Source organism: Agarivorans sp. Toyoura001 (genome assembly GCF_005405585.1).
Lineage (GTDB): Bacteria > Pseudomonadota > Gammaproteobacteria > Enterobacterales > Celerinatantimonadaceae > Agarivorans.
Genome location: NZ_BJEQ01000001.1, coordinates 638,016 through 650,502, shown reverse-complemented (window position 1 = coordinate 650,502; position 12,487 = coordinate 638,016). Strand labels below are relative to the sequence as shown.

Genomic DNA, 12,487 nt, shown 5'->3' with positions numbered 1-12,487 from the left:
AAGCCGCTATTCCCAAGGGTATAGCGGCTTTGTTTGTTTTCAAGGCTAGCGCTACATAGGCCTTAAAAATCCTCTAGAACAATTTTTCCTTTGGCTTTATGACTCTCTAATAGCTGATGGGCTCGGCGTAAATTCTCCGCGTTTATTTTGCCAAAATGCTCGCCCACTGTTGTTTTTATGCTGCCTTGGTCAATCATTGCCGATACCTGATTAAGCAAGTCGTGCTGGGCTTGCATATCGCTGGTAGAAAATAATGAACGGGTAAACATAAGCTCCCAGTGCACCGATATACTTTTGGTTTTAAATGGCACAATATTGAGTGACTCTGGGTCGTCGATTAAACCAAATTGCCCTTGTGGTTTTAGCACTTTTTCAATTTCTAAGAGGTGCTGTTCGGTATTGTTTAGGCTAACAACGTAGTCCACCTCGCTTAAGTCGAACTGGCTAAACTCTTGGCTTAAAGGGTTGCGATGGTTAATCACATGGTCGGCACCAAGATCTTCTAACCATGAAATGGTTTCTGGTCGCGACGCGGTAGCGATGAGCTGCAATTGTGTAAGCTGTTTGATGAGTTGCACCATGATTGAGCCAACACCACCGGCTGCACCAATCACTAGTATGCTTTTACTGCTGTTATCCTTCGCGACTTTTAAGCGATCAAATAGCATCTCCCAAGCGGTAATAGTGGTGAGTGGTAGGGCGGCTGCTTCTCCAAAAGAGAGTGAGTTTGGCATACGGCCAACAATGCGTTCGTCTACCAATTGTTGTTCGGCGTTACTGCCTTGGCGCATTAAATCGCCGGCGTACCATACTTTGTCGCCAGGCTTGAACAAGCTCACTTGCTCGCCCACCGCTTTAACAATACCTGTGGCGTCCCAACCCAATACTTTCCATTGATTTACTTCGGCAGGCATATTTAGGCGGATCTTGTAATCAGCAGGGTTTACAGAGATAGCTTTTACCTCAACCAGCAGGTCGTGACCTTGGGCAACTGGCACTGGTAATTGGATGTCTTGCAGAGAGTGAGTATCGTTGATGCTTAGGTTGTGTTGGTAGCCAATTGCTTTCATATTCAAGCCTCGTTGTGAGTGGTGATGAGCGAGTGAGGCTATTATGCGCAGTCGCTTTAAGGGGAAAAAGAGCCAACAAGACCAATCATTATGGCGCGTAACGTCCACAATAGTTTTACACCGCAACGCTAGGTTTGCTGGGTTTACCAATATTGAGATAAAGCGTGGTTTGCTACTTTAAAACACACTCTGCACAAGCTAAGTCTGTTCTAAAAAATGTGGGTTCTTAGGGAATAAAAAAGGCCGCCTAGCGGCAGCCCTGATTAGTGAAGTAGCCATTAGCTGGATATTTTGAAGCGATTAAGCTGCTGATTGAGTGATTCAGCTTGTTGCAGCGCTACTTTGGCATCGGCTAATGATTCGGAAGAGTTCTCTAAGTTGATTTTAGTCTTGTCTGCGAGTTCATTCAGATTACGGTCTATATCTTCGGTAACGTGAGTTTGTTGCTCAGTAGAGGTGGCAGTAGCGACTGATACATCGGCCACTTTAGAGGTTGATTCTAGGATCTGGTTTAGCGCCTCTAGCGTTTGATTGGCCAAGTCTACAGTACCCTCGGCTACCGAGGTGCCTTTGTTAATCGCTTCTACTGCTTGCATTACGCCGTTTTGCAGGGCTTCAATCATTTTTTGAATATCTTCAGTAGATTGTTGGGTTTTACTGGCTAAGTTTCTCACTTCGTCAGCCACAACCGCAAAGCCGCGTCCTTGTTCGCCAGCACGAGCGGCTTCAATAGCGGCGTTAAGTGCTAACAAATTGGTTTGCTCTGCAATGCCTCTAATTACGTCTAATACCGACGCAATGCGGTCTGAATCTTGAGATAGGCTTTCCACGACATTGGAGGCTTCTTGTACGGTGTTTGAAAGTAGGGTGATGTGCTCAACCGATTGTTTAGTAATGGTTTGCCCTTGTTCGGTTTGGGCATTTACCGAGTTTACTTCTTCGGCAGCTTGGTTGGCATTGTTAGCGACTTCGCGAATGGCGGCGGCCATTTGTGTTACCGCTGCAGCAATCATCTCTACAGATTGGTTTTGCTCTTTACTTACTTCGGTGGTTTGCTCTGATTTTTGGCTAATGCCCTCTATCGATGAGCTTAGTTCTTTAGAATATTGGTTTACGTTGCCAATCAGCCCTTCTAGCAAGTTTACAAATTGATTGAAGCTGCTGGCTAGTTCGCCAATTTCGTCTTTGCGTTGAATCTCTAAGCGCTGGCTTAAGTCACCGTCGCCCTGCGAAATATCGTTTATTCGATCGGTAATGCGAGTGATTGACTCGGTCAGAATTTTCGGTCCAAAGTAAGCCAGTAGGATGGATAAAACAACCGCAATAGAGGCCACAATGGTTAAGGCGCTGAGTTGTGAGTCAACCGCCTCGTTTGATTCATCTTCAATTAACTCGGCTAAGGCTTCTGCCGCTTCGGTGGCGTGATCGTATAGGCTTCGTAGGTCTTCAAAGCTATGCAGGCTTTGATCTTTACTCAGAGCAATAGCTTGTTTTTTATCATTGGCTTTGAGTAAGGTAAAGACTTGAGTGCTGTCTTTCATCCAACGGTTAAAGCGTTGAGTAAAACTTTCTAAGCCTTGGGTAGAGTCGGGATAATCGCTTAATAGTTCGTTAAACTTTTGCATTCTATCTTTCGCTTGTTGGGCGTTTTCTTGGTAGTTTTCAAACAAGCTTTGGTAGTCTTTTTCATCGGCTTCTAACGCTTCTAGTTCAGCGACTCTTGCTTGGTAAAGATCTCGGTCAGCATTTAACACCGCCGCTAATGCCGGTAATATTTTCTCTTCAACTGTTAGCAAATTGTGTGAAGTGCTCTTACCCACGTTAAACCCGATCAGTGAAACGAGTATTAGCAGTAGGGCGTTAACGGCAAAAATTACCGAGTACCTAAACCTCAAGCTTGTAAAATTCATTTATACCTTCCGACAAAATAGACACTTAATAAAAACTGTTAAATCAAGGTTGTATCAACACAAGACGCTATAAAGTTTAGTTAAGATTTATTAAAATGAGATGTTAGGTAAGGTTTATTCTAAAAAATAGTTTATTGTTCTATTTGTTATTAGTGGCTTTGAGGTGATTTTCAGCAGTTGGTGGCAAGTATACAAAGCTAACAGTTGCCCGAAATAAATGAAGGCTTAAGAGGCGGTAGTTAATCGTAATACAGCTCATCGTCTAAGATGTCTTCTTCAATGATGTCTTGTTCTATCACTTCTTCTTCAACAATGAGATTCTCTGTTTCACAGGTATCATCCAGGTATTCGCCATCTATTGAGCCACTAACGACACCGGCCCCTCCGCCAATAGCAGCACCAGTGGCGGCTCACCGACAACTCCGCCAATCACTGCTCCATCTATCGCGCCATCGACCCCTTGCACAATGGTGTGATCGGTTTCGTAGTCGCAGTAAGCAAAACTAACTGAAGAAAAAACGAAGCCGAAAAGCAAAATATACTTGTTCATAAGTATTACCGCGTAGTTGAATGTGCCGCTAGATTAAACGCGGATAAGCCGCCAAAACAGTAACATACGGTATTTATCGAGTTGCTAAATCAAACGAATCGATGGCAAGGGAAACTGCCCGAGCTAAGCGGCTCGGGTGTTATGAAAGACTTGAAGGTGACTGGCTTCTGCCTTAGCCAAAACGGCGTTTAATGTAGCTTATTGGCCAGCAATTCTTGTAAAGCGTTAGGCAGATAACTACGTAGCTGACGACTTAAGCGTTGCTGATGTTTTTGCCACAGGATCCCTAAATAGATAATGGCTAGGCCAACCAATGTAAGAGAGATAGGGAATAGCCAGCTGTCTTGGAAAACATTGTCTGCCAAATGATAGAAGTAGGCAAAGCAGCCAAAAGCACCAAATACCACAAACACTCTGCGCGCTAAAATGACTCCGCATAACATCATTGCTAGGTTAATTGAGAAGTACGCCAGCTTCGCGAGCTCGCTGTCTGAATGTTGCAGGCTTAAGCCGCACCAAAAGGTAAGTACACCAAATAAGTAAATCCAAAATGCGAAGTCTTTAGAGTGACGACTGCAAATGTCTATCCAAAACGCCAGCAGTGTCATGGCTAAACCAAAGTAGAGTGATACAAGGGATCTAAACTCCCAATTGGGACGACTGCCAGTTAGCATGGCGCATATGTCCATACTCATGTACCACAGTGTTACGGCAACAGGCAGCAGCATAAATGGGTAGCGATAACGCCAGCTGAGGATTAAGCCAACCACTAAGGTAGCGAGCTCCATGTATATCCAGTGCCAATGAACATATCGGTGGTAGTCTTGATACTGATCAGAGCTTGGCCACCATCCCATGGCATGCTGAAAACCATAGGTTGCTAGCGGAGTTAAGCAAATGACAAAGGTTGCGCAAATGCCCGCAGGAATGGCATAACCTTGATGTTTAAAGCGTTGGCAGAGCATTAAGCCTAAAACTGCATATACAATGCTAATGCCTAATAAACCCCAACCTCCAAAACCTTCCCAAGCTAAATTCATGAACAAGGTCATTGCGCCAATAGCGATCAATCCGCCAAAGTAATACAGCAAATGAGTAAGATTAAAGCTAGGTGTATCTGCTTCTTGCTGCTCCAAAAACTCAAGTAGCTGGGTGGCTTGTTGAGGGCTAATAATGCCTTGTTGTGCTGCTTGCTGTAATGATTGCTGAGAAACTCTCGCCATAGCCTGTTACATCCTTTTGCTATTCAGCCTTAAGCTTGCCATTGTTTATAAAAGAATTCTTAGAGTTTTGTCAAAACTGTTGATGGCTTTAAAAATAGTGTAATGATTTGACAGCTAAGTCCTTAGGCAACTTTACTTAAAGAGTTTGCTTAATCTAGAAAGGAGTGCTGCATTGTTTAACAAGTTAAAAGCTGGGGTCATCGCTTCACTGGTATATGTAGCTTGTATAACACCTGCTATGGCACTTGATTTTACTTTTTATGCCATTAATTCAAGCCCGGCAGGTTATACCCAAAATGACCTGCAGCAAGGCTACTACGTAGAAATACTGCAGCGAGTGGCCAAGCATTTAGACCTTGTCGACCCAAAGGTTGTTATTGCGCCGTATCCACGAATAGTCAATGCATTAATTCGCAATCAAGATGGCGTGGTTGTTACCTGTTTATTCCCCAATGAAAGCTTTACTGAAAATATTTACCAACCCCGAAGGGTGGCCAGTTTTCAAACGTCAATTGTCAGCCTGCCTGGTGCGCCGATTAATTGGGACAATTTAGCAGGTAAAAAGATTGGTACCTTGCGTGGTGCGAGTAAAGTGTATGGCGACATTTTTCATCAAGCAGTCGAAGATGAACAACTAAAACTGGTAGCAATGTCTAGCTATTCTCAAGCCTTAAAGATGCTTGAAGCCAAGCGTATTGATGGTTTTGCTGGAAATTTAGGGGTGATTTTAAGCTTGGCTGAACAGCAGCAGCTAGCTTTGGCTGCGCCAGCCAACATTACTAAACGCGATTCCATGATTACCATATCGGTATCTCCCTCGGTAAAAAATGGTAATGAAGTGGTGGCTCAAGTAGATGAAATAATTCAACAAATGATAGCCAGTGGAGAGATTCAAGATATTGTAGAGCGTTATCTTCCTGATGAAATTCAACAGCGTTAATCGGCGTCATGTTCAGGGCGAAGGCCTAGTTAGCTATTCCAGCGGCAAAGCTTAAGCTAAGCCATATTGGCCTTTTATCTATCCAGCTCTACTACACTTAGATGACGTTTTGATGATTGCTGGCTAACGGAGCGGCTGATGATTCGACGCTGTTTTTGGATAATAATGAGTGTTGGATGGCTGAGCATTGCCAGTGCTTTTGCGTCTGATTTGTGGGTGGGCAAGGTGTGCCCTGTGACTTACCAACAAAATACGCTCGGTATTTTGGTGTTCTCTGAAGCTTGGTTCCACAGTGGTCGCCAACAAGCTTCATACATTGCTCGAGACAATGCTACAGGGGTTGGCCTCGAGATCCATCTATTTGCTAACCGTTTGGGGGAGGTAGAGCTGGAGAATCAGGCGCAATGTACTCAATATCGCATGTTGCAAATTCGCACCACCAATCGGCGTTTGCTTGATGATGAACGCCAAGCCCAAATAGACGCACCATTACATTTTGTTGAACCATTTTACGATGCATCGCCGCTTGAACATGGCGCTGGCATGCATAACACCCCCAGCGATACCAGTGATAAACCTTGGAATTCGCCGCCAAAACGGGCGTCCACTTTGGCTATCTACGATACGCCATTTGTCTCAGATGCCTTGGGTAAAGTAGGCGAAGACATTCAAGTGGAGTTTGAAACCTGCGTGGTGTGCCAACGAGATAGCGGTTTTGACAGTATTCTCTCTTGCGGGCGTTGGGGGTACAGTCGCGAATACATGGACGAAAACACCGGCTGGGCCGAGCCTGAGTTTCATGGTACAGAATGTTTAAATAGCCCAAGTCGCCATTACCAAGAAACAGTGAGTTTATCGGAAGAGTTTCCCTACAGTTATTGGTTAGATTGGCGTTAGTGTTAGCTATCTATATGCGGATACTTACGCCGGTAACGGGCTAACATGCTTTGATTGCCTAGTAAGCCGCCTTGATGGATATACAAGGTAGGAATACTACTGTTTTGCTCACTCAAAAAGTTATCTAGGCATTGCCAACCAATAGGGTCGTACAGTAACTCAAACTCAATCTGTGTTTGTTGTTTGAGCGTAAGCCAGGTTTGATAGTGTTCTTTATACAGCTTGCCAAAATGGTACTTTTTAGGTCGCGGTAAGATATGTGGGTGGGTATTGGTATTGCTGTTCAATTGGGTAAACTGCAAACGTAAGTAGTCTTCATCACCTACACAAGCACAGCTAAATACTTCGATGCAGGGATTCATTTGACTAAAGTACTCACTTAAAAATAAGGCTGTGGTACCGGTACCTGCTGGTAACATGACATTTAACGGACCAATGTTTTGCTCGTGCTGCCATTGTTCAATTTCTTCTGCCAGCATCACTACGCCTTCTCTGGCGTATTCGCAACGTCCGCCTTCGGGAACCAGTAATTGCTGAGGAGATAAACTGGGTCGAACAATGCGCTGCATAAAATCATCTAAGTTGGCTTGTTGCTGTCCTTGCAGGGCGCTCACCTCAATAATTCTAGCGCCTAAGTCAATCGCCGCTTGATAGTTACCGCATGGGTTTTGTTGTAACCAACTAGGAATATGATCGACATAAAACTCACACTTCCAGTCATTTAGTTGTGCTAGCGCAGCTAAAGAGTATAAAGAGTTTGCCTGTGCTGAACCGCTGCCTACAAGGGTGCTAATACCTTCTTGTGGGTGTTTGAGAAAGTGATAAAACTTGCGGGCTTTGTTACCCGAAAATTGCGGGTGCAACAAATCGTCGCGCTTAACAAATACCGAGTGTTGGTTAAACGTAACGGCTTGCACAGGAGAAGGTTTAAACAAACAAGTACCTGAACTGTAACAACGTTAGTTTTTAGTTTACGTTGAGGATTTTAAACTGAAAAGTAAAAACTAAGTTTGCGCTTGTTTGAGGCGTAAAAATTAGCGTTTTGTCATTATTACATCAAAGTGTGAAGATTTGGTGACAAAAATCCCCCGGTTAAATGATCCTCTTAAAATATTGATGATCATATCGCTATCACCACTGCAGCCCAGCAATGGCGGGAAAAGTTAGATTTATGTGGATGATGACTAAAAGCTAACAAATAAAAATAGGAGCCTTTGTTGAATTTTCACTTGTCAATGAGAGTAACAACTGCCTATTTGAATCAGCGCGATATAATTCACTGAATTAGGTGGATTATTCCAAACAGCTTTTCCCACAAAAACGGTGCACAAAGCTGTGGATAAAATTCTCTATCCAGTGAACTCAGTGGCTTGCAGCGGATCCGATTTTAGCGTCAATATTGTCACCTAAAATTAGTAAAAAATTCTTTTTTGCTGCTTCTTCGTTAAGGTCCGTTGACATTTTTCTGTTAGTTAAAATAAATACAAAAATAGAACGATTGGAGCGCTCAAATTTTCTCTTATAACAAATGAAACAATATCATCAAAAAGCACGAATATGCTCAGTATGGATTTAAGTTATTGATATTAATAGCGCTTATTTGTAGCCGAAAAATGGTCTTAAGTGTCCAAAGCCTACTTGGTATCTAGCTGATTGAGCGCCGCAATGTGAATCGGTTACTGTAAACTGATGAGTTCGGCCAGCTAAACTACCAAGTTTTAACAAGTTTATTGTTCGATTTGTTGATTACGCTGTTTTCTATTTTCTAGATGAATTGGTTGCACAGACTCAGTAAATGTTAACAACTTGCGCTTTTGTGAATAAGTTTACGAGAATAGTGGGGGATTATCCCAAGGTATTGAAATTTGTTTGGCTTAAATAGCCCCTGTCTGTAAATCATTGGTTTATAGGATCCGTTTTACTGATTACGCTTATTGGCATTTGTGAACAACAAGACTGTGGTTAAGCAAAGGAGTCGGGTAAAGTAGCCCTTTACGGAGGTGCAATGAAACAAATACATCAACTACTGGCAGATGGCCAAACCAAACAACAAGTTTATGAATATGCTGAACAGCAGCAATGGAATTTACGTAAGGTTACTAAAATATTGGCCAGTGAGCCTGAACCTGGCTCATTAAAGCTTTACGCAAAACCTAAAGCACTGTTGTTAGCAGTGCTACAGTTTATGGTGCTAAGCAAGTTGGTTTTTGGTTTTATGGTTGCTGAGCAGGTCAGTGGTCAATTATTGTTGGCGCTGCTAATGCCAGCACTTGTGCCATTGCTGATTATTTTTATGATTTATAAAAACGCGCCAAACGGCTATTTATTGCTTATGGTGTTTGCGGGTTTTTCTGTCTACCAAAGCTTGCCTTATATCTTTCAGGTAGAAGGCATGATTAATGTGGTGTTAAGCGCAGTGTTTGCCGGCTTTACGTTCTACCTAAAAAAACGACTATTTCCTTTTCAAAATTTGTTTCATACAGCAATTACTGGCCGAGGCCACTATATTTACCAACAAGCGCCTATAGTGGATATAAACGATGATGAAAAAGAGTAAACAGCTTGCTTAAGCGTTTACAACTGCTGATTCCACCGCCGGTATGGTTACTGTTGTCGGTGGGTTTAGCCTATTTGTTAGCTATGTTTAGCCAAGGCGGGTTTGTTCCTGTAATGCCGAGTTGGCTGGTAAACCTGCAGTGGCCGTTAGTGATACTGGCCAGTTTAATTGCTGTGATGAGTGTGTGGGGTTTTGCTAAAAAACACACTACCATCAATCCTCATCATCCCGAGCGCAGTAAGCACCTGGTGATTAATGGTTTATACCGTTATAGCCGAAATCCTATGTATTTGAGTTTGTTGCTGTTACTGATTGCGTGGTGTTTACACCTACAAGCTTGGCTAAGTTTACTAAGCTGTATTATGTTCATTGGCATCATCAATCAGCTGCAGATAAAACCTGAAGAAAAAGCGCTTAAACAGCATTTTTCCGAACAATACCTACAATATTGCCGCAAAGTTAGGCGCTGGTTGTAATAAAACTCGGCTAATTTAGGTTTTATTAGCAGTGAGTTATGCCAGATCAACTTGGTAATTTCCGCCCTTACGTTACACTACAGCAATCATATAATGTGATGTTGATCTCCTTTTGTTCAGCTGAAAAGCTTTGCAGCCTTGCTGTTATGCGGCGGACTAGGGATAACTAGCACAGATTTTTTAGAGTAAGCTAAAACATGGCTAATCCAATTTCAGCGCGCAAAGCTTGGGTGAAGGGATCTTTACCTCTTGCCGAATACGCCGCTTCTTGTACCGAAGCTCAACTACAGGGCTTATCTCCACAACTGCGTAACTTGCGTCAAAATGGCGTAGACGCGTTAGTTGTACCGGTTCATTGGCGCTATATTGCGCCATTTAGTGCTGAGCAGTTAAGCCAAGCGAGCTGTTGGTCGTCACTGCAGCGTTTATCTGCACACTTGGTGTCTCATGGCTTTAAGCTGCAGTACCAATTGTTTTTCTCTTCTGATACTCAACAAGGTGTAGAGCAACGCCTACCAGATTGGTTTTGGGGTTCTATGCTGGCCAAGTTGCCTGCAACGCACTCTGCCGATGCGATTAAGTATGTAAACCAATATGGCCGCGACAATACTCAAAGCCCGAGCCTATGGGCTGAAGCTGGTTTAATCGACATGTTTAGCCAATGGATGAGCAACTTTGCCGAGCATATGGCTGACTTTGCCCCTCGTTGCGACGCCATTTTGTTAGGTCTTGGCCCAAATGGTGATGCTTGTCTCCCTTGGGGGGAGCGCGATGGCCAACCGATTTACCAAAGTTTTAGCCCTACTGCGTTAGCGGCATTAGCGACAGATATGAAGTTGCAATATGGCTCGCAAGACGCATGGCTAAGTCTTTGGGAATTAAACGGCGAAGCGCCGTGGCAAGAGCAGTTGGTAGACAATTTACAGCGCTGTTATCAGGCTAAAACTACCAATACTTGTTTTAAAGAATTTAATACTTGGTATGCCGAAAACTGGCAAGGCTATGTGGGTAAAATGCTGGCTCAAGCAAATACTCGCTTCACTAAAGCATGGGCGCATAGTCAATTATGTTTGAACATTCCTTTCCCAGAGTTAACGGCGAGTGAGCACCCGTGGTTAGGTTGTTTAACCGGTCTTAATCCTCAGCCCTGGTTGGAGCGTACACAGTTACTCGATTACCAAATTGAGCAATTGGAATGCTGGCATAAAAAAGCTGACGGCCGCTTATTGGTGGTTGCTACTGGAGCAGAATCTAGTCATGCCACCCGAGTTAACCAAGCCTTAATAACGGCGATGCGAAAGCTAAAAATTCCAGCATTGGTGCAAAACTCTCAGCCGCAAGCGTTGTCTAGCCATCCCGGATGGGATCAGCTGTATCATTCGGTGCTGCATGGCAGTGCCTTTGATGGTTGGATATTTAACGACATGTCGCAGCTTAATGAGCAAGCGATAGTGAAAGGGCGTTTATCGCAGCTTAATAAGTTTAAGTACCAAATTACTGAAACCAAGCAACTGGGTAAAAAGCAGTTCCGCGTAATGGGGCCGCTACACCTTAAAGTGGCTAACCAAAAGCAAATGCTTGATGAGGAAAACTGGAAGCTGTTTGAAACACAGCTACGCCAATTACGCAGCATTGGTGTTACCGCTATTTCTACCGACATTTGGTGGGGTTTGGTTGAAGGTGATAAACCGGGTAAGTTTGATTGGAGTTATTACGATCGCGTAGTGGCATTGCTAAAACGCTTGGGTTTACAGTGGGTGCCGATTTTGTCGTTCCACCAAGCAGGTGGCAACGTAAACGACGACTTCATGCAGGCTATTCCACTATGGCTATGGGGCCGTTTGTTAGAAAGTAACGATCAGCTTAATTCGGTACAAGATCTGCAATACGTATCTGAAACCGGCGATGCTTCCATGGAGTATGTCTCGCTTTGGGCCGACGAGTTTGTTATGCCTTATTACCAGCGATTTATGGAAGCCTTTAAACAGCATTTCATCAATCAAGCCGGTTTAATGGATGAGATTAACGTCAGTTTGGGTCCTGCCGGTGAGTTGCGTTATCCAAGCTACAACTCTCATGACTGGGGTAATTACCCTAACCGCGGCACCTTGCAGTGTTACAGCCGCTTAGCTAAACAAGATTGGCTAAACTACCTTAAACAGAAATACCATAGTATTGCCGCGCTTAATGGCAGTTTTGGTTTTACTTGGGAAAGCTTTGAAGAAGCCGAAATCCCCGATGCTGAGTGGCTATTTAGCCACAAGCGTTATATTCACAATGCTTGGGCTCGCGAGTTTTTAACTTGGTACCACAAAGCCTTGGTGGCCCATGGTAGACGGATATTTGAAAACGCCTTAAGTGTGTTTGACGATGACGCTTTTGGACAGGTACCAATTGGTATTAAGATCCCGGGTATTCACTGGGTAGTGAGCGATCCTGAGTTGCCGCGTGCAGCTGAGATCACCGCTGGCTTAATTGCTGTGCATCCCACCTTAAGCAGCACTAACCAACAAGAGTACTTAGGTTTACTTAAAGCCTTGTTACCAGAAGGTAAGCAGTCTCGTGCTGCGATTCACTTCACCTGTTTAGAGATGATAAACAAGGATTACGAAGGTTATTCACGCGCTGCTGATTTGGTGGATTGGATGGCCGATGCCGCCGACGAATGCCAAGTATCGCTAATGGGCGAGAATGCCTTAGCGGGTGAGTTGTACGGCGAACAAGGTTGGAAGCAAATGGCGCGCGCCTTAACCCGCGCACCAGGCTATGACGGTTTAACTCTGTTAAGGATGCAAAACTTCTTTGATGATGAACCTACGCCAATGCGAGAGCTTAAAAAGCTGATTAACCGCATTTCCTAAGGT

General features: G+C 43.9%; 10 protein-coding genes. 5 read left to right on the top strand and 5 right to left on the bottom strand.

Features of this window, described 5'->3' with window-relative positions:
- Nucleotides 1-62 precede the first annotated feature (62 nt).
- The 4 genes from FFR00_RS03025 to FFR00_RS03010 form a co-directional block, all read right to left on the bottom strand.
- Nucleotides 63-1,070 (bottom strand): zinc-binding alcohol dehydrogenase family protein, encoded by a 1,008-nt coding sequence (locus tag FFR00_RS03025; RefSeq protein WP_137671874.1) that lies wholly within the window; start codon nt 1,068-1,070, stop codon nt 63-65.
- A gap of 278 nt (nt 1,071-1,348) precedes the next feature.
- Nucleotides 1,349-2,980, bottom strand: coding sequence for a methyl-accepting chemotaxis protein (locus FFR00_RS03020; RefSeq protein ID WP_137671873.1), 1,632 nt, complete (start codon nt 2,978-2,980; stop codon nt 1,349-1,351).
- Between the two features lie 355 nt (nt 2,981-3,335).
- Entirely contained in the window at nt 3,336-3,530 is a 195-nt protein-coding gene (locus tag FFR00_RS21795) for a hypothetical protein (protein ID WP_201798673.1), read from the bottom strand.
- Nucleotides 3,531-3,718: 188 nt separating this feature from the next.
- Entirely contained in the window at nt 3,719-4,753 is a 1,035-nt protein-coding gene (locus FFR00_RS03010; RefSeq protein ID WP_137671872.1) for a DUF2157 domain-containing protein, read from the bottom strand.
- 172 nt (nt 4,754-4,925) lie between these two features.
- Between FFR00_RS03010 and FFR00_RS03005 the strand changes: the two genes are divergently transcribed.
- On the top strand, nt 4,926-5,693 hold the full coding sequence (locus FFR00_RS03005) for an ABC transporter substrate-binding protein (protein WP_137671871.1): 768 nt from the start codon (nt 4,926-4,928) through the stop codon (nt 5,691-5,693).
- Between the two features lie 165 nt (nt 5,694-5,858).
- Nucleotides 5,859-6,590 (top strand): hypothetical protein, encoded by a 732-nt coding sequence (locus FFR00_RS03000; RefSeq protein WP_235836141.1) that lies wholly within the window; start codon nt 5,859-5,861, stop codon nt 6,588-6,590.
- Nucleotides 6,591-6,592: 2 nt separating this feature from the next.
- On the opposite strand, the gene FFR00_RS02995 is transcribed toward FFR00_RS03000, so the two are convergent.
- Nucleotides 6,593-7,525 (bottom strand): pyridoxal-phosphate dependent enzyme, encoded by a 933-nt coding sequence (locus FFR00_RS02995; RefSeq protein ID WP_137671869.1) that lies wholly within the window; start codon nt 7,523-7,525, stop codon nt 6,593-6,595.
- 1,070 nt (nt 7,526-8,595) lie between these two features.
- On the opposite strand from FFR00_RS02995, the gene FFR00_RS02990 reads away from it, so the two are divergent.
- The 3 genes from FFR00_RS02990 (at nt 8,596) to FFR00_RS02980 (ending at nt 12,484) form a co-directional block, all read left to right on the top strand.
- Nucleotides 8,596-9,147 carry a hypothetical protein gene (locus FFR00_RS02990; protein WP_137671868.1) on the top strand — a complete coding sequence of 184 codons (552 nt, stop codon included), beginning with the start codon at nt 8,596-8,598 and terminating at the stop codon, nt 9,145-9,147.
- Between the two features lie 5 nt (nt 9,148-9,152).
- Complete coding sequence (locus tag FFR00_RS02985) at nt 9,153-9,623, top strand: isoprenylcysteine carboxylmethyltransferase family protein (protein ID WP_235836140.1); 471 nt, start codon at nt 9,153-9,155, stop codon at nt 9,621-9,623.
- Nucleotides 9,624-9,820: 197 nt separating this feature from the next.
- Complete coding sequence (locus FFR00_RS02980) at nt 9,821-12,484, top strand: family 14 glycosylhydrolase (protein ID WP_137671867.1); 2,664 nt, start codon at nt 9,821-9,823, stop codon at nt 12,482-12,484.
- Nucleotides 12,485-12,487: the final 3 nt, after the last annotated feature.

Excerpts from the sequence above, each read along its gene's own strand:
- FFR00_RS02980 (WP_137671867.1), top strand. The coding sequence starts at position 9,821 with ATGGCTAATCCAATTTCAGCGCGCAAAGCTTGGGTGAAGGGATCTTTA.
- FFR00_RS21795 (WP_201798673.1), bottom strand. The coding sequence starts at position 3,530 with ATGAACAAGTATATTTTGCTTTTCGGCTTCGTTTTTTCTTCAGTTAGT.
- FFR00_RS03000 (WP_235836141.1), top strand. The coding sequence starts at position 5,859 with ATGAGTGTTGGATGGCTGAGCATTGCCAGTGCTTTTGCGTCTGATTTG.
- FFR00_RS03010 (WP_137671872.1), bottom strand. The coding sequence starts at position 4,753 with ATGGCGAGAGTTTCTCAGCAATCATTACAGCAAGCAGCACAACAAGGC.
- FFR00_RS02990 (WP_137671868.1), top strand. The coding sequence starts at position 8,596 with ATGAAACAAATACATCAACTACTGGCAGATGGCCAAACCAAACAACAA.
- FFR00_RS03025 (WP_137671874.1), bottom strand. The coding sequence starts at position 1,070 with ATGAAAGCAATTGGCTACCAACACAACCTAAGCATCAACGATACTCAC.
- FFR00_RS03020 (WP_137671873.1), bottom strand. The coding sequence starts at position 2,980 with ATGAATTTTACAAGCTTGAGGTTTAGGTACTCGGTAATTTTTGCCGTT.